Here is a 16,513-nt window from a genome sequence, read left to right as displayed (position 1 = left end):
AACAGTTTCCATACGAACAAATGTTTGGTATAATAAAAACAAGAACAAACGTTCTAATGATCGACGAATTCAACATTTTGAAGGAGGCCTGATCACCATGAATAACATCTGCGAAAATTTCCGATATGTAGAGAATGAACGTCCTGGACGCGACTTAACATTTAAGTTTTACGCCGATGGACGGCTTATTATCATCGATAATGTTGCAGAGGAGGTGATCACTCCCAAAGATTTAAAGGGCGCCAGCAAGGACTTCTACGTTCGCAGACGTATCGCCTTCATTAAGAATCAATTAAAAGCTTCACAGCTTAAATATGCATAACATGGATTAGAAGGAGAGCTGAAGCAATTCAAGCTCTCCTTCTGTGTTTTTAAAAACTTGCATCATTAAGGGAGCTGTTTGTTAATGCCGTTTAAGCTCGCAGGCCGCTTCGCGAATTTATCGGTTTTAAGCTTGCCTGACTGTCCACACAAGGTAGAATGATTTTGACGAGATTCTCCATTGCCGTTTTTGTTGATAGCCATTGCAATCACCTCCACTATCATTATGCCGATATTATTGGATATGTATGTAAAAGCAGTTCCTCTCCTACACCCTACATTGACTCGACCCTGCCACTTGCGGTAGATTGATCATACAGTTTCAAGTTTTGCAAAGGAGATCGTATACATGAAGCAACAAATTATGTTTGACCTCGACGATACATTAATTCACTGCAATAAATACTTTTATTTGGTCATTGATCAATTTATTGATGCGATGACCACTTGGTTCGGCAGCTCTCCCCTCGTTTCAATACAAGCCATCCGAGACAAGCAAATGGAGATCGATATTGCCGGCGTAGCCGTATTCGGATTTAAAAGCGAGCATTTCCCACAATCGTTTGTTGATACTTACATTCACTTCTCTCATTTGACTGGTCGCAAGAGATCAACAAATGAAGAAAACTTTCTATGGAAGCTTGGCTTAAGTGTATATGAGCACGATACCGAGCCGTATCCAAATATGGAACAAACGTTGTTCTCACTAGCGGAGGCCGGCCATGAGCTTCATCTCTATACGGGGGGCGAGATGCCCATTCAACGTCGCAAGATTGAGAAATTAAACTTGGAGCGTTATTTCGATTCCCGCATCTACATTCGTCGTGTCAAAAATAGCGACGCATTAGAAACCATTTTGTCCAATGGTGTCTTCGATCGCAGCAGTACGTGGATGGTTGGCAACTCCATTCGAACGGATGTTGTGCCTGCATTAACAGCAGGTATTCACGCTATTCATATGCGTGCGATAACCGAATGGGAGTATAACATCATTCAGATTGAAGTGGAGCCAAAAGGAGCTTTTTTAACCTTGGATCATCTAAAGGATGTCCCGGACGCTATTCACGGGTACGTTAATCGTTAATGAAATGACAATAACAAATAAACCCGAATTCGTCCCTTATTGCTTCTGACGAATTCGGGTTTTTCCTATGGAAGAGAAATGCCCTCTACTGTTCGATTGCTAATTCTCCGGTATCCACATTTCTAAGCACTATTTTTCCTTCTCCAGGCGTACCATCCGGAAGCTCAAGCTTCAGCTTAGTCGTCTTCCCCTTCTCGACTAAAGCTTTCACCTGAGTATCCGTCAAATTCCTGCCAAAGCTTTCTTTCCATATAACGAATTTACAACCTTCCTTATAGTGAGAACAGCCATAGCCTTTGCGCCCCATAAAGATGGAACCGCCGCAGCCTGGCCTTGGACAAGTGGCAATAACAGTCGGGCTGCCTGATACAGTAGACGCAGCCGATGCCACTTTTTTTGCCGCTCCAGCCGTTTTAGTTGAGGCTGCACGGTTGCGAGTCGCTGTACCTGACTTCCCGCCAGTGCCTTTGCGGGAATCAGGAGCTTCACTCTCAAATGATGTTTTGGCGGCTCGTGATTGAACGCGAACCTTGTCCACGATCATTGTCGCGAATTTTTTTACATTTTCCATGAATTGTCCATCCGAAGCTGTTCCTCTGGATATCTCGTTCAATCGTCGCTCCCACAACCCCGTCATCTCAGGAGAGGTAAGCAAATCAATACCAGCACCACGAATCAGCTCAATAGCTGTTCGACCTTTTTGTGTAACTTGTATTTTTTTGCCCTGCATTTCCACATAACCAACGTTTTTCAGCCGCTCAATCGTAGCTGCGCGCGTAGCTGGTGTACCTAATCCTGAATCTTTCATTGCATCTCGGACATCCTCGTCCTCAATTTGTTTGCCTGCGCTCTCCATTGCTTTAAGCAGTGTGCCCTCCGTGTAATGCTTGGGAGGCTGTGTGTCCTTCTCTTTCACAATGGCATCCGAACAGCTAATCCCTGCATCTGCTGATATGGAGAAAGGCTCATTTACTTCAATTTCTTCGTCCTCTGCTTCTTCCTTATCCTTGCTTTTGGCTGAAGGCTTTGCTTTCTCCTTCTTCTGGTCAGCATAGATGACCTTCCATCCTAAGCTAAGAAGCTCCTTAACTGTCGTTTTGAACATTTCGTTCTCTACCTCAGTCAAGACGGTGTGAACCTTATATTCAGCAGCTGGATAAAATTGCGACAAAAACCTTCGCACGATCAAATCATACAGCTTTTGCTCATCAGGGCTAAGTCCATTTGCTTTACGATTCGTTGGCAAAATGGCATGGTGATCCTCAACCTTAGTCGGGTTGCAAATAAATTTATTTCCCTTATGCACAAGGCTCCGATTAGCCCCTTTGACGAGATCATCATAGGCTGTACCTTGAAGTGCATTCAACGTTTTGTGCATTTCAGGGATGTTCTGCTCAGTCACGTAATTTGAGTTTGTTCTCGGATAAGAAATAACTTTATGCTTCTCGTACAAAGCCTGTGCTGTATCCAACGTTTTTTTCGCAGAAAAAGCATATTTGCCATTGGCTTCCCGCTGCAAAAGAGTGAGATCGTATAGCTTAAACGGATACTCCTTCGTATCCTTAACTTCATAAGACGCAATTCGTCCCGCCTTGCCTTTAACCTTTGCCGCAACGGCCTCAACTTTTGCTTGATCTGTCATTCTCTCGGCCTGCCACATGCCGCGGTACGTCATTTCATCCTGTGTGAAGTGTCCTTCCAGTTCAAAAAATTTCAAAGAGGAGAATGCTTCAATTTGCTTCTGCCGATCATATATAAGGGCAAGCACTGGCGTCTGAACTCTGCCAACCGATAGCAGTACATTATGCTTCGTTGTAAAAGCACGTGAACCGTTCATGCCGATCAGCCAATCCGCCTCGCTTCTTGCTGTTGCCGCGCGGGTCAAATTCTCATATTCGGCGCCCTCTTTCAATTCCTCGAACCCTTTTCGAATCGTCTCTGGTGTAAGGTCTGAAATCCAGAGCCGCTTAACGGGTTGGTTTAACTTAAGATGACGCTGGATAAGGGAAAAAATATATTGCCCTTCTCGCCCGGCATCACAAGAGTTGACAAGTAAATTACTGCGTTTTGCCAGATCACCGATAACCTTAAGCTGATCGATTGTTTTTTTGTTCGGTACGAGCTTGAACTGTGTCGGTATAATGGGAAGATCATTAATATTCCACTTTTTGTAACGATCATCATAGGCATCAGGCTCTGCAAGACCGATTAGATGACCGATCGCCCATGTAATAATATAATGCTCGCCTTCTATGTAGGAACGGTGATTTTTTGCTTTAGGATCGATTGCGGCTGCTATATTTCGTCCCATATCAGGTTTTTCCGCAATGATTAGTGTCTTCAAAAGATTATCGCTCCTTCATTAAGCTTTTCGAAAGTCTAACGTCTATCGCTCTCCACAATTAGCTATAAACGTTTCGCACTGTACAGCCACTAGAACATTTTACAGATTTCCGCGCAAAAAAGAAATGTTTTTCCCCATATCAAGTTTGAAATTTCTCCATAGAAAAAAGCAAACCCAAGTGGGAGAGTTGTCCCAATTGGGTTCACGGAAGGTCTGTGTTAATAGCCGGCTTCTCCATATAGGCAATGATTTTGGCGAAAATCGAACGAACACCGTCCGACCACTTCGGGTCTTCCGCATACTTTCGATTAATCCATGTAAACGGATCTACTTCTGCCGGTCTATCCTTGCTTAAGTTAAATACGGTTCGCGCCGCAATTTCTGCCGATTGCTTAATATTGGTGTTAAAATCCTGCCAGCTATGAAAAACATTAAAAGGATTGTTGGCAATCTTTTTATGCTGCTTATTCGTTTTCGGTACAAACCCTTGCTCTTGTCCAGTTATAGCGAATAAGACGGCCGGATGAATATCGAAGGCTTGCGCTGCTCTTATAATCGCTCCAAAATAAGGCTCCTCAGCTAGTATGGATGATTTCGTCTTTAAAAATGAGATCAAGCGCGCTTGATCAATTTCTTGATAACGAAGCTCGATAGGCAGCCCGTCTACAGGGACAACAATAGGTTGAACTTGGTTGATAACAACTGGTGGCTGCAGCTTGTTGTCAGACGGTAAATTTAAAGACCAGCCATACAATAAAGTAGCTGCAATTAATAGAATACTTAATGTGCTGTATATATAAGTTCTAGTACTAATCCTACGTGCTAATACGTTGCTCCATTTCGTTGCAGGCAGTGAAATGACCTCTGCATGAGTTGAAGCTTGTGTGATTTTACGCGATTCAGCACCTTCAGTAATAAGCAATCCTCTCAGCTGCGTCAAAAGGCCATTCTCAGCCTCATTTGAAGCTACACCCGATTGCTCCCTGTTTAATACGAGCTCGTCCATTACACGCTGCATGAGAGGCTTCTTGCAGCTTATGAGCAGCTGCTCCTCCAGCCAATCATGGAACGGATCATATATTTCTGCTGAAGTTCGATCTAGCTCTAAGCAGGCTTGAAAAATATCTTCCGCTCTAACCGGTCTTTGCCGCTCCAAAACAGCTGTTCTAATGAGCATTTCTGTGACGGAGCGTTTAACGCTGGTCTCGAAATTCGGTAATTGCTTATGTATTATGCGTTTGACCGCATCCGCTACAATTTCTGCTCGTTTTTCCCCAGGCAGCGCAGCGTATTTGTGTTGTACATAACTTCGAATATTTCGAACGTCTGTTGGTGACAAAACATATGCTTCATCGGCTGCCATGACGAATCGCCCCTTCGCGTCATCTCAAACCGATTTTACCACAAGTTTCCTTAGGACAGTGAGCTTAGTTTTTGAATTTCGTCTTGAATGTGCGCGGCTGCAGTTTAAATGCTGTTATTTGTTCCTTCTCGTTAACCGTAAATTGATATTCACAATCACAGCCTTTATCATGCGGGACAGTATTGATCCCATACTCAGCAAGAAAAGCGCCCTAAGGCGCTTCTCATTCATCAAATTTATTATCTCACGTCCAATATTTAAGGAAGCATCGATGATCCCATCAAATATTTATCCACTTCACGAGCGGCCTCGCGACCTTCATTAATCGCCCAAACCACTAAGCTTTGACCACGGCGCATATCGCCTGCTGCAAATACTTTATCCACATTAGTGTTGTATTTGCCATAAGTCGCTTTTACGTTCGTACGACGGTCTTGTGCAAGACCAAGCTGCTCAATCAGTGTCGTTTCAGGGCCTTCAAAACCTACTGCAATAAATACAAGATCTGCAGGCCATACTTTTTCTGTTCCTGGAATTTCACTATATATTTTACGTCCAGTCTCATCAACCGTACGTTCAATTTGAACAGTATGAAGCTCTTTAAGGTTTCCATTGCCATCGCCAACAAATTTCTTCGTTAGTACAGAAAACGCTCGAGGATCTTCGCCAAATAGTGCTTTTGCTTCCTCATGTGCATAATCAAGCGTGTACACATTCGGGAATTGCGGCCATGGATTTTTATCGTTGTCTCGCACTAGCGGCGCTTTCGCATGTGTGCCGAATTGCGTAACCGACTTACAACCGTGACGCAGTGCAGTAGCCACGCAGTCCGATCCAGTATCTCCGCCGCCAATAACGATAACGTCCTTGTCTTTCGCGGAAATATAGTTTCCATCTTGAAGATTCGAATCCAAATAGCTCTTAATTGTGCCATTCAAGTAATCCATTGCCATGTGAACACCGTTCAAATCGCGGCCTTCCATTTCAACGTCGCGAGCTCTTGTCGAGCCTCCGCATAGAACGACTGCGTCAAAGCTATTAACAAGCTCAGAAGCTGTAATATCTTTGCCGATCTCTGTATTCGTTACAAACTCAACGCCTTCTGCTGCCATAATATCAACACGGCGCTGAACCACATGTTTCTCAAGCTTCATTGTAGGAATACCATAGGTTAGCAAGCCGCCGATGCGATCTGCGCGCTCATATACGGTTACGGTATGTCCTGCTTTATTCAGTTGTGCAGCAGTTGCCATTCCAGCAGGGCCTGAGCCTACCACGGCAATTCGTTTACCTGTGCGGACTTTTGGCGGTTGTGGAACAACCCAGCCCTCTTCAAACCCGCGATCAATGATTGCTTGTTCGATCGTTTTAATCGTTACAGCATCGCCTATTAAACCAACCGTACAAGATCCCTCACACGGTGCTGGACAAACGCGGCCAGTGAATTCAGGGAAATTATTCGTTTTATGCAGACGGTCTAGCGCTTCACGCCATAACCCGCGATAAATCAAATTATTCCATTCTGGAATGAGATTGTTTACAGGGCAGCCTGAAACCGAACCTGCCAGTTCAATGCCAGTGTGGCAATATGGTGTACCACAGTCCATGCAGCGAGCGCCTTGTGTTTTTAACTGCTCATCCGAAAAATGCTTATGAAACTCTTGCCAGTCTTTGATACGCTCTAGCGGGTCGCGATCGGCCGGCAATTCGCGCTGAAATTCCATAAAACCAGTAGGTGTAGACATGATCGCATTTCCTCCATCCATATTTCCCGTTAACACTGCTTAGATTCTCTTTAAAACTATATCGGGAATTCTTAAAATATTCAATAACGAACTTTCTGCGAAAACGAATATTTTGTCTAAAGCACTCGTTTACTATTTTACAACATCCTAGCATTCAAGTACTTATGAAGGTAATGGATTATGCGTACAATCATTTGCACTTTCTGACATATCGTTCGTCAAACGTTCGGTTTTACCTTAAAAAGCTATACTTCCGACCGAATAAACGTTTGAAACGTGAAAGCATACTTGTTTTTTTCATCACTATCTCTGCTCTCGCTTTCCACAAGCTTCCACTGCGAATCAGAGAATGCAGGAAAAAATGCATCTCCGCCTTCAATATCTGCTTCCACTTTTGTAAGCAAAATTTTATTAGCGAAGGGCAGGAACTGCTCGTAAATATCAGCACCGCCTATCACAACAAGCTCTTCAGCTGTATATAATTCTAGCGCTTCTTTAATCGAATGTACGATTTCACAGCCCTCAGGGTGGAAATCCGTTTGACGTGTCAATACAACATTTCTACGATCAACCAATGGCTTAGGCAGGGATTCAAACGTCTTACGGCCCATGAGTACCGTTTTACCAATCGTCATCTTCTTGAAAAAAGCCATTTCTGCTGGCAAACGCCATGGCAGCTTGTTTCCTATTCCTATAGTTCTATTGCGATCCATAGCGGCAATCAAAGTTATATTCATAATGGTTAACTCCTTTCTTAATTTATTAAAATGAATATGAATTTACACAGCTACCGGAGCTTTAATCGTTGGATGCGGGTTATAATCCGCAATGGATAAATCCTCAACTGCAAAGTCGAAGATTGATTTTTTGTCTGCGTTTAATTTTAACTGAGGGAGCGGTCTAGACTCTCTGCTTAGCTGAAGCTCGATTTGCTCCAAATGATTCGTGTAAATGTGGGCATCTCCAAGCGTATGAATGAATTCTCCCACTTCAAGCCCGCATTCGTGTGCAATCATATGGGTCAATAAGGCATAACTTGCGATGTTAAATGGTATGCCTAGGAAAATGTCAGCGCTTCGCTGATAAAGCTGGCATGAAAGCTTGCCGTTTGTTACATAGAATTGGAACATGGTGTGGCAAGGAGGCAGTGCCATGCTCGGTACGTCTTCTGGATTCCAAGCGGAGACGATCAGTCTTCTCGAATCCGGGTTTTTCTTAATCGTCGCAATGACATCCTTAAGCTGATCAATCGCATCCCCTTGCGTCGTCTTCCACTCTCTCCACTGCTTGCCATATACGTTGCCGAGCTCGCCGAATTCAGCGGCAAACTGGTCATCCGTTAAGATGTGCTGCTTAAAGAGATCCATTTGCTCAACATACACTTTAGAGAATTCAGCATCCGTTTGCGACCGAAGACCAAAATTCGTCATGTCAGGGCCCGTGTAGGATGCGCTCTCCACCCATCTCTTAAACGCCCATTCATTCCAAATATTATTATTATGCTGCAGCAGATAACGAATGTTTGTATCTCCTTGAATAAACCAAATCAACTCACTGGCAATTAATTTGAATGGCACACGTTTAGTTGTAAGCATCGGAAAACCTTCGCTAAGATTAAAACGCATTTGATAGCCAAAGGTAGAGATCGTTCCAGTCCCCGTTCGATCTTCTTTTTTTGTTCCATGTTCTAAAACATATTTTAACAACTGCAGGTAGGTTTGTTCGCTTTTGCTCATTTAGACATTGCTCCCTATCATGAAAAAAATCAGAAAAATAACAATAATTATATCATCAACTGGGGTTTCTGTCCTGTTTTCGTTTCTTTCTCAGCGCATGCCTCTCAGGAGCGGAAAGATGCAGCTTTATCTCCTCTTCTGTCTCTGGGACGACCGTTGGGACAATAGTAGGTTTGCCATTACCATCAATTGCAACAAAAGTGAAAAAAGCAGTAACTGTCGTTTTGCGCTCACCGGTGAACAAATTTTCGGAATGAACGGACACGAACACTTCCATCGAGCTACGATTTGTCCACGAAACAAAGGCTTCAACCTCAATAACTTCTCCGACCCGAATCGGCGCCAAGAAATCAAGACTGTCCGTTGATGCGGTTACAGCTTGCATCCGTGCATGTCTCATGGCTGAGATCGCAGCAACCTTATCCATGTACTCCATCAGCTTTCCGCCAAACATCGTATCAAAATGATTCGTATCTAAAGGAAAGATCAGCTGCGTCATAATTGTACGTGATTCTCTAGCCATTTTCGTTAATTGTTCCATGCTCGTGTACGCCTCCTATTTGTTGGATTAAAGCTCTTGAAGCGCAAAGAGGCCCCGCCGGCTGGAGAGCCGCGTGACCTCTGTTGTCGCAAAACGATAGCATTATTGCGATTTATTTAATGAAAGTGTGGATCGGGTGGCCAAGTGCAACCTCAGCTGCATCAAGCACGATTTCACCAAGTGTAGGATGCGCGTGAATTGTAAGTGCGATATCCTCAAGAGTTGCGCCCATTTCGATAGCCAAAGCAAGCTCAGCAATCATATTGGAAGCCTCAATACCGATGATTTGCGCACCAAGCACAAGACCGGAATCTGCATCGGATACGAGTTTAACAAAGCCTTCATTTGCATTAAGCGACATCGCGCGTCCATTGATTGCGAACGGGAATTTGCCAACTTTTACATTATGACCTTTGTCTTTTGCTTCCTTCTCACTGAAACCAACGCTTGCGCATTCTGGATCAGAGAAGCAAACTGCTGGTACACATTTGTAGTCAATTACACTGGATTGACCCGAAATGGCTTCAGCTGCGATACGGCCTTCGTACATTGCTTTGTGCGCAAGCGCAGGTCCAGCAATGATATCGCCAATCGCATAAATATGAGGAATGTTAGTGCGGCATTGCTCATCAACTTCAACTAGTCCACGATCGGACAGCTTCACGTTAATAAGGTCAAGACCTAGCTCACCATCCGTATTTGGACGACGTCCAACCGTTACGAGCAGGTAATCCGCAGTTACTTTCTCTTCTTTATCGCCAACTGTATAAGTTACAGTAACATCTTTATCTGTTTGCTCAGCACCTTTTGCTTGTGCGCCAGTAATGATATCCACATTCGTGCTTTTTAGTTTCTTCGCAACGATGTTGGACATATCTTTGTCAAAGCCCGGCAAAATTGCATCGGAGCCTTCAATTACTGTAACTTTTGTGCCGAATTTGGAGTACATTTGACCAAGCTCGATACCGATATAGCCGCCGCCGATAACGACAAGGCTCTTCGGAATTTCTGGCAAGGACAATGCGCCTGTTGAAGATACGATACGGCCAGTGAAAGGGAAAGCTTTTAGTTCAATTGGACGTGATCCTGTAGCGATAATGCAGTTTTTGAAACGGTAGCGAGGCGCTTCTTGATCGTTGAATACACGCGCTTCGTTTTCGTTAATAAACATAACTTCGCCTTGGAAATATTGGACTTTGTTTGCTTTCAGAAGAGAAGCAACGCCGCCTGTCAATTTTTTCACGATGCCGTTTTTGAACTCTTGCACTTTAGTAAAGTCAACCTTAGCTTCTCCAACTTCGATACCGAATGCGGAAGCGTGACTGATTGATTCATATTGATGTGAAGCGGAAATAAGTGCTTTCGATGGAATACAGCCCACATTCAAGCATACGCCGCCTACATGTTCTTTATCCACGATGAGTACGTTTTGACCAAGTTGAGCAGCACGGATCGCTGCTACATAACCGCCTGGGCCCGCACCAATAATTAGAGTGTCAATATCTAGGGAAGCATCACCAACAACCATGTCTTATACCTCCATTATGAACAGTTCTGGTTGACCCAGAAGTGTTTTGATGTAATTCATAAAGTTTTGAGCTGTAGCGCCGTCGATAAGACGGTGATCGAAGCTAAGTGAAAGAGCCATTACAGGAGCAGCTACGATTTCACCACCCCGAACAATTGCTTTTTCAGTAATTCTACCTGTTCCAAGAATTGCAACTTCTGGGAAGTTGATAACTGGAGTGAAGAACATACCGCCAGCGGAACCAATGTTGGAAATCGAGATTGTGCTGCCTTTAAGCTCGTTAGCAGCAAGTTTTCCGTCGCGGCCGCGAGCAGCTAGATCACGGATCGAATCAGCAATTTTGAATAGGTTTTTACGATCTGCATCTTCAATAACGGGCACGATTAGGCCGTTGTCTGTATCTGTAGCGATACCGATATTGTAGAATTTGCGAAGAACGATTTCTTGATTAGCTTCATCAAGCGTTGCGTTCAAGATCGGGAACTCACGGCATGCTGCCACAAGAGCTTTCACGATGAACGGCAAGTACGTAAGCTTGGAGCCTTTTTTCTCAGCATAAGGCTTATATTTAGCACGAAGTGCTACGAGCTCCGTTACATCAACTTCATCCATGATTGTAACGTGTGGAGCTGTATAAACCGATTTCGACATTGCGTTAGCAATGATTTTGCGAATACCTTTGAATGGTACGCGCTCTTCCGGACGGTACGGTGTTCCAGCCGATACTGCAGCAGGTTTAGCTTCGCCAGCACCTTTAGCTGCAACTTCTGCGTTGCTTGTTTGTTCAGCTGCAGGAGCAGATGCATCTGTAGCCGCAACAGCAGGAGCGCCGCCAAAACCAGTTACGTCATCACGAGTGATACGTCCGTTTTTGCCAGTTCCGCCTACTTGTGTTAGGTCTACGCCTTGCTCGCGTGCAAATTTACGAACGCTAGGTGTTGCTAGTACAAGACCGCCAGTTGCTTTAGGAGCAGCTGCTGCTTGTGCTGCAGGAGCTTCTGCTTTAGGCGCCTCAACTGCTGGTGCCGCCGCTGCAGGAGCTTCTGCTTTAGGTGCTTCAGCTGCTGCTGGTTCAGCTTGCTCTGGCAATTCGCCTTCTGCATCAATAATTGCAACAACCTCGCCAATGTGGCAAACTTGTCCGTCTTTTACGAGTACTTCGAGTACTTTACCATTTACTGGGCAAGGCACTTCGACGATCGCTTTATCGTTTTGAACTTCCATAATAATGTCATCATCTGTAACCGTGTCTCCGACTTTGATATGCACTTTAATGATTTCGCCTTCGTGCAAACCTTCGCCGAGCTCTGGGAAACGATATTCGAATTTAGCCACCGCTTTAACCTCCTTTAAAAGTTCAGTACTTTGTTAACCGCTGCAGAAATACGAGCTACCGTAGGAAGCCACGCATCCTCAACTAGAGCAAACGGATATACAGTATCCGGACCAGCAACACGCAGTACTGGAGCTTCTAAGTGCAGAATTGCTTTTTCATTGATTTGTGCAATGATCTCTGCTGCTGCGCCAGAAGTTTTTTGTGCTTCTTGAACGACAATAGCACGGTTTGTTTTCTTAATTGAAGCAACGATTGTATCGATATCAAGCGGAAGCAGTGTGCGAAGATCGATAACTTCTACACTCACGCCTGTTTTTTCAAGTTCTTCTGCTGCTTTGACAGCTGTGTGAACCATAAGACCATAAGAAATGATCGTTACGTCACTGCCTTCGCGAACAACATTTGCTTTGCCGATCTCAACTGTATATTCACCTTCAGGAACTTCAGCCTTGAACGCACGGTACAAGTTCAAGTGCTCCATGAAAAATACAGGGTCATTATCACGGATTGCAGAAATCATCAAGCCTTTTGCATCATAAGGGTTTGAAGGAATAACTACCTTGATACCCGGTGTTTGAATAGCAAGACCTTCTAGGGAATCCGTATGCAGCTCAGCCGCTTTAACGCCGCCGCCAAAAGGTGTACGGAATACGATTGGTGAGTTGTAGCGACCGCCAGAGCGGTAACGCATACGAGCAGCTTGGACAAACATTTGGTCAAGCGCTTCATAAATAAAACCTACGAATTGAATTTCAGCGATTGGACGGAAGCCTTGCAAGCCCATACCAACTGCCATACCTGCAAGAGCTGACTCAGCAAGAGGCGTATCAAATACGCGTTCTTCACCAAACTCATCCTGCAAACCTTCTGTCACACGGAATACTCCGCCGACTTTACCTACGTCCTCACCAAAGATGACAACGTTCGAATCACGTTTAAGTTCTACGCGCATCGCATCGCGAATTGCTTCCAACATATTCATTTGAGCCATGATCGTCTGATCCTCCTCTTCTATTGAAAATCGTCCTTTTGCTCTTCCAAGTATTGCGGTGTTGTTTCGAACATGCTATCGATCAAGCCTGCTACAGTCATTTTTTCAACTGCTTCAGCTTTTTTGATGTGCTCAGTTACTGTTGCTTTTGCTTCATCTTTCACACGGTTTGTGTCTTCTTCAGTCCACAAGCCTTTTTTCTCTAGATATTTACCGAAACGAACAAGCGGATCTTTTAAAGCCCATTCTGCTTCTTCATCTTTTGTACGGTATTTAGTCGTATCATCCGCCAAGGAATGCGGACGGAAACGGTAAGTTAGAAGCTCAATCAAAGTAGCGCCTTCGCCATTGCGGCCGCGCTCTGCTGCTTCTTGAACAGCTTTGATAACAGCAAGTACGTCCATACCATCCACTTGAACACCTTTGATACCGGCAGCAACAGCTTTATGTGCAACAGACAAAGCGCCTGTTTGCTTGGAGTAAGGTGTAGTAATAGCATAGCCGTTGTTTTGTACAACATAAATGACAGGCAGCTTATAAGCGCCTGCGAAGTTCATGCCTTCGTAGAAGTCGCCTTCTGACGAACCGCCGTCGCCTGTATACGTGATAGCTACACGTTTTTCATTTTTTTTCTTAAATGCCATTGCTACGCCAGTTGCGTGCAATACTTGTGCGCCAATTATGATTTGCGGCATTAGAACATGTACATCCTCAGGAATTTGACCACCTTGTTGGTGTCCGCGAGAATATAGGAAAGCTTGGTATAATGGCAAACCATGCCATACAAGCTGTGGCATATCACGGTATCCTGGGCAAATGAAATCATCTTTGTTTAGCGCATATTCGCTGCCAATCATTGATGCTTCTTGACCTGATACTGGAGCGTAAAAGCCAAGTCTTCCTTGACGGCCTAAATTAACAGCACGCTCATCCCATGTACGAGTAAATACCATGCGGTACATAACTTCTTTTAATTGATCATCAGACAAAGCCGGCAATAAGTCCGGGTTAACAACATCCCCGTCGAGTGACAAGACAGATAGCGGAGTTACCGGTTCCATTTGAACTTCGTATGGCAATTTGCTCATTTTGATCGCTCACCTCAATCGAAATATTTGAAAATCGTTTACCTCTGTTATAGAATTATTATAAACCTGTTTAATGAAAATGGTCAAAGCAAAAAACACAAAAACCGTTGTTTTTTCGCTGATTCTCATCATTCTTTTAAGAAATTGTATATGCTACAGACTTTATTTATTAGTATAACAGCATAATACAACAAGACAGAAATAGATGTGATTCCTTTGATTGTCTTTCTATTGTTTACCCACAACAGATGTTTTCCATTCAATAAATTCAACCGATAGGAGAGAAAGAAATGACAGATGAGCGATATTTGAAGAGAACAATAGTAAAGGAAACCGTGCCAAGCCGATATTTGGCTGAACAAAGCCGCAATTTGCGTATCTTTTTGCCGCCAGGATATAACGAGGTACTTAGCTACCCTGTCGTCTATTGCCAGGATGGCGAAGATTTTTTCAACTTTGGGCGAATTGCGACTACAGCGACGCGATTGATTTTGGATGAGGGACTTGAGCCCTTCATTATTGTAGGTGTTGATGTCGACAAAAAGCAGCGCACGGAGGAATACACGCCAGATGGCAATCGACACGAGGCATACATTCGGTTTTTCGCGGAAGAGCTCATTCCGTTTGTTGAGGAACGTTATGCGGTAAGACAAGAACCAGAGCATCGATTATTGGCAGGTGATTCACTCGGCGGCTCCGTTTCCTTGCATTTAGCTCTCTCCTACCCGCAGCTATTTACACGAGTTATGTCATTATCAGGAGCTTTTTATGGCGTATCCCAAAATATTATTTCCGCAGCAGGAGACCTTAGCTGGCTCAATATTTATATGATTGTTGGTCTGCAAGAGGATGCATATGAAACAGACCGTGGCGTATTTGATTTTGTAGCTTTGAATCGCAACGCCAAGGCGCTGCTCGAACTTAATCAAGCTACTGTCTTCTATGAAGAAAAAGACGGCAAGCATCAATGGGGTTTTTGGCAAAAAGAGCTTGATAAAGCTCTCGCCTATTTCATTGAGGTTGAATAATCAAAAGCAAAGCTGTCCAGCAGGCTCCTTTCGGAACTGTTGGACAGCTTTTTTAATGAATTTATTCATTTAATTGCAAATCTGCTTTTACCCGTTTGAGAAGCTCCTTACATCCGCTGTCGACTAATTCATAAACAAACGGAAAATTGTTTTCATAATAAGGATCAGGCACATCGGCTATTCCTTTTCCAGGCAGCAGCTCCATAAAAGTAAACAATCGTTTGGATTCCTCTGCAGTAGCTTTACCTTCTCCAAAAAACAGCTTGTGTACATCTCTTAAATTGTTTGTGTCCATACATACGATATAATCAAACGTGTTGTAGTCATCAGGCGTTACTAATCGAGCTTTCATACCCTGATGTGAAATTTGATGCTGATCCAGCTGATCCCTCGTGCCCTCATGCGGCGGATGACCCAAATGCCAGTCACCGGTTCCTGCGGAATCAACCATAATTTGATCTGTCAATTTTGCTTGCTCTACCTGATGGCGCATAACGGCTTCAGCCATTGGGGACCTGCATATGTTTCCGAGACAAACAAATAAAATGCGAGCTTTCATGATGTTCCTCTTTTCTGCTGTTCATTAGAAGTATGAATATGTAACGTGCGTCTTGGTAGCTTCCACTTGAAATAGACAGATAGCATGCGGAAGCTAATAATAATAACGAATAAAACCAAGAGCTCCAAGGTTGATTTTATCCAACCAAGTCCAATCGCGAGACCTGCAAGCATGGCCCAAACGGCATAAATTTCATCTTTTAGCACAAGCGGCTTGCGGCCTGCCAGCACATCGCGAATGATACCGCCGCCAATTCCTGTCAGCATAGCCGCAACAAGGACCGCACTAAGAGGATGCTTCATTTGTGTTGCATATAGCGCTCCTTGAATAGCAAAGGCTGATAATCCAATCGCGTCAAAAAACGCCTCGCTCCGTCGCCAGCGCTGAATCCAGTCAACAGGCAATAGAAAAGCAATCGTCATCGCAATGATAGCTATTTTGAGCAGGTATCCTTGATTCCAAAGCGATGTAACTGGCATACCTATCAAAAGATTACGCACGACACCGCCGCCAAATGCTGTGACAAGTCCAAGCACGAACACACCTAGTATATCGTATTCTTCCTCCATAGCGACAATCGCTCCGCTGACTGCAAAGGCAATTGTTCCGATAATGCTAAAAATACCAAAAATGTCCATACTCACAGCAAATACTCCTCGCTTCCCGTACATGAACCGATCAATGCACCTTGACTTTCATTCATCATTTTAGCTGGGAGGATGTGGATACGCAACGACAAATTTCGTGAAATTCATCCGTTTATCCATACAGTTATTCCACTCCTCTAGTTTTTATAGAACAAAAGGCATTATACTGGAGTGAATTACATTAGATTTCGCCAAAAAGAAA

16 protein-coding genes are annotated in these 16,513 nt (G+C 44.0%); 3 read left to right on the top strand and 13 right to left on the bottom strand.

Going from position 1 to position 16,513, the window contains the following annotated elements; all coding sequences use genetic code 11:
- Positions 1-97 precede the first annotated feature (97 nt).
- A complete protein-coding gene (locus AB4Z45_RS01350) occupies positions 98-322 on the top strand; it encodes a hypothetical protein (protein WP_076265855.1) in 225 nt (74 codons plus the stop codon).
- A 65-nt stretch (positions 323-387) separates the two neighbouring features.
- Here AB4Z45_RS01350 and AB4Z45_RS01345 read toward each other — a convergent pair whose 3' ends face one another.
- The gene (locus tag AB4Z45_RS01345) at positions 388-525 is read right to left on the bottom strand and encodes a hypothetical protein (RefSeq protein WP_441907552.1); all 138 of its coding nucleotides are present in this window, start codon (positions 523-525) and stop codon (positions 388-390) included.
- Positions 526-670: 145 nt separating this feature from the next.
- On the opposite strand from AB4Z45_RS01345, the gene AB4Z45_RS01340 reads away from it, so the two are divergent.
- Positions 671-1,405, top strand: coding sequence for an HAD family hydrolase (locus AB4Z45_RS01340; RefSeq protein ID WP_441907551.1), 735 nt, complete (start codon positions 671-673; stop codon positions 1,403-1,405).
- Between the two features lie 85 nt (positions 1,406-1,490).
- Here AB4Z45_RS01340 and AB4Z45_RS01335 read toward each other — a convergent pair whose 3' ends face one another.
- From AB4Z45_RS01335 to pdhA, 10 genes are all read right to left on the bottom strand, one after another.
- The gene (locus tag AB4Z45_RS01335) at positions 1,491-3,749 is read right to left on the bottom strand and encodes a DNA topoisomerase 3 (protein WP_441907550.1); all 2,259 of its coding nucleotides are present in this window, start codon (positions 3,747-3,749) and stop codon (positions 1,491-1,493) included.
- A 202-nt stretch (positions 3,750-3,951) separates the two neighbouring features.
- The gene (locus AB4Z45_RS01330) at positions 3,952-5,112 is read right to left on the bottom strand and encodes a hypothetical protein (RefSeq protein ID WP_441907549.1); all 1,161 of its coding nucleotides are present in this window, start codon (positions 5,110-5,112) and stop codon (positions 3,952-3,954) included.
- A 257-nt stretch (positions 5,113-5,369) separates the two neighbouring features.
- Positions 5,370-6,857: a glutamate synthase subunit beta gene (locus tag AB4Z45_RS01325; RefSeq protein ID WP_441907548.1), complete on the bottom strand. Its 1,488-nt coding sequence runs from the start codon at positions 6,855-6,857 to the stop codon at positions 5,370-5,372.
- A 245-nt stretch (positions 6,858-7,102) separates the two neighbouring features.
- Complete coding sequence (locus AB4Z45_RS01320; RefSeq protein WP_441907547.1) at positions 7,103-7,594, bottom strand: dihydrofolate reductase; 492 nt, start codon at positions 7,592-7,594, stop codon at positions 7,103-7,105.
- A 42-nt stretch (positions 7,595-7,636) separates the two neighbouring features.
- The gene (locus tag AB4Z45_RS01315) at positions 7,637-8,593 is read right to left on the bottom strand and encodes a thymidylate synthase (protein WP_441907546.1); all 957 of its coding nucleotides are present in this window, start codon (positions 8,591-8,593) and stop codon (positions 7,637-7,639) included.
- A gap of 55 nt (positions 8,594-8,648) precedes the next feature.
- Entirely contained in the window at positions 8,649-9,134 is a 486-nt protein-coding gene (locus AB4Z45_RS01310; protein WP_441907545.1) for an acyl-CoA thioesterase, read from the bottom strand.
- Between the two features lie 112 nt (positions 9,135-9,246).
- Entirely contained in the window at positions 9,247-10,662 is a 1,416-nt protein-coding gene (gene lpdA / locus AB4Z45_RS01305; RefSeq protein ID WP_076265847.1) for a dihydrolipoyl dehydrogenase, read from the bottom strand.
- A 3-nt stretch (positions 10,663-10,665) separates the two neighbouring features.
- Complete coding sequence (locus AB4Z45_RS01300; protein WP_441907544.1) at positions 10,666-11,997, bottom strand: dihydrolipoamide acetyltransferase family protein; 1,332 nt, start codon at positions 11,995-11,997, stop codon at positions 10,666-10,668.
- Positions 11,998-12,011: 14 nt separating this feature from the next.
- Positions 12,012-12,989 (bottom strand): alpha-ketoacid dehydrogenase subunit beta, encoded by a 978-nt coding sequence (locus tag AB4Z45_RS01295; protein ID WP_441907543.1) that lies wholly within the window; start codon positions 12,987-12,989, stop codon positions 12,012-12,014.
- Between the two features lie 20 nt (positions 12,990-13,009).
- On the bottom strand, positions 13,010-14,077 hold the full coding sequence (pdhA, locus tag AB4Z45_RS01290) for a pyruvate dehydrogenase (acetyl-transferring) E1 component subunit alpha (RefSeq protein WP_441907542.1): 1,068 nt from the start codon (positions 14,075-14,077) through the stop codon (positions 13,010-13,012).
- A 290-nt stretch (positions 14,078-14,367) separates the two neighbouring features.
- Here pdhA and AB4Z45_RS01285 point away from each other — a divergent pair, with 290 nt between their 5' ends.
- Positions 14,368-15,105 carry an alpha/beta hydrolase gene (locus AB4Z45_RS01285; RefSeq protein WP_339202661.1) on the top strand — a complete coding sequence of 246 codons (738 nt, stop codon included), beginning with the start codon at positions 14,368-14,370 and terminating at the stop codon, positions 15,103-15,105.
- 61 nt (positions 15,106-15,166) lie between these two features.
- On the opposite strand, the gene AB4Z45_RS01280 is transcribed toward AB4Z45_RS01285, so the two are convergent.
- Together AB4Z45_RS01280 and AB4Z45_RS01275 are read right to left on the bottom strand one after the other, a co-directional pair.
- Positions 15,167-15,664 carry a low molecular weight protein-tyrosine-phosphatase gene (locus AB4Z45_RS01280; RefSeq protein WP_441907541.1) on the bottom strand — a complete coding sequence of 166 codons (498 nt, stop codon included), beginning with the start codon at positions 15,662-15,664 and terminating at the stop codon, positions 15,167-15,169.
- Complete coding sequence (locus AB4Z45_RS01275; RefSeq protein ID WP_339209625.1) at positions 15,661-16,302, bottom strand: trimeric intracellular cation channel family protein; 642 nt, start codon at positions 16,300-16,302, stop codon at positions 15,661-15,663. The genes AB4Z45_RS01280 and AB4Z45_RS01275 overlap by 4 nt, the downstream gene beginning before the upstream one ends.
- Between the last annotated feature and the right edge of the window lie 211 nt (positions 16,303-16,513).

Origin of the sequence: Paenibacillus sp. MCAF9 (assembly GCF_052114265.1) — a bacterium.
Lineage (GTDB): Bacteria > Bacillota > Bacilli > Paenibacillales > Paenibacillaceae > Pristimantibacillus.
Note: the sequence above shows the minus strand (reverse complement) of the source record. Positions and strands in the feature narration are given on the sequence as shown.

What these genes read in the sequence shown, in the direction of transcription:
- AB4Z45_RS01350 (WP_076265855.1), top strand. Translation starts at nt 98, where the DNA reads ATGAATAACATCTGCGAAAATTTCCGATATGTAGAGAATGAACGTCCT.
- AB4Z45_RS01345 (WP_441907552.1), bottom strand. Translation starts at nt 525, where the DNA reads ATGGCTATCAACAAAAACGGCAATGGAGAATCTCGTCAAAATCATTCT.
- AB4Z45_RS01340 (WP_441907551.1), top strand. Translation starts at nt 671, where the DNA reads ATGAAGCAACAAATTATGTTTGACCTCGACGATACATTAATTCACTGC.
- AB4Z45_RS01330 (WP_441907549.1), bottom strand. Translation starts at nt 5,112, where the DNA reads ATGGCAGCCGATGAAGCATATGTTTTGTCACCAACAGACGTTCGAAAT.
- AB4Z45_RS01325 (WP_441907548.1), bottom strand. Translation starts at nt 6,857, where the DNA reads ATGTCTACACCTACTGGTTTTATGGAATTTCAGCGCGAATTGCCGGCC.
- AB4Z45_RS01320 (WP_441907547.1), bottom strand. Translation starts at nt 7,594, where the DNA reads ATGAATATAACTTTGATTGCCGCTATGGATCGCAATAGAACTATAGGA.
- AB4Z45_RS01315 (WP_441907546.1), bottom strand. Translation starts at nt 8,593, where the DNA reads ATGAGCAAAAGCGAACAAACCTACCTGCAGTTGTTAAAATATGTTTTA.
- AB4Z45_RS01310 (WP_441907545.1), bottom strand. Translation starts at nt 9,134, where the DNA reads ATGGAACAATTAACGAAAATGGCTAGAGAATCACGTACAATTATGACG.
- lpdA (WP_076265847.1), bottom strand. Translation starts at nt 10,662, where the DNA reads ATGGTTGTTGGTGATGCTTCCCTAGATATTGACACTCTAATTATTGGT.
- AB4Z45_RS01295 (WP_441907543.1), bottom strand. Translation starts at nt 12,989, where the DNA reads ATGGCTCAAATGAATATGTTGGAAGCAATTCGCGATGCGATGCGCGTA.
- pdhA (WP_441907542.1), bottom strand. Translation starts at nt 14,077, where the DNA reads ATGAGCAAATTGCCATACGAAGTTCAAATGGAACCGGTAACTCCGCTA.
- AB4Z45_RS01285 (WP_339202661.1), top strand. Translation starts at nt 14,368, where the DNA reads ATGACAGATGAGCGATATTTGAAGAGAACAATAGTAAAGGAAACCGTG.
- AB4Z45_RS01280 (WP_441907541.1), bottom strand. Translation starts at nt 15,664, where the DNA reads ATGAAAGCTCGCATTTTATTTGTTTGTCTCGGAAACATATGCAGGTCC.
- AB4Z45_RS01275 (WP_339209625.1), bottom strand. Translation starts at nt 16,302, where the DNA reads ATGGACATTTTTGGTATTTTTAGCATTATCGGAACAATTGCCTTTGCA.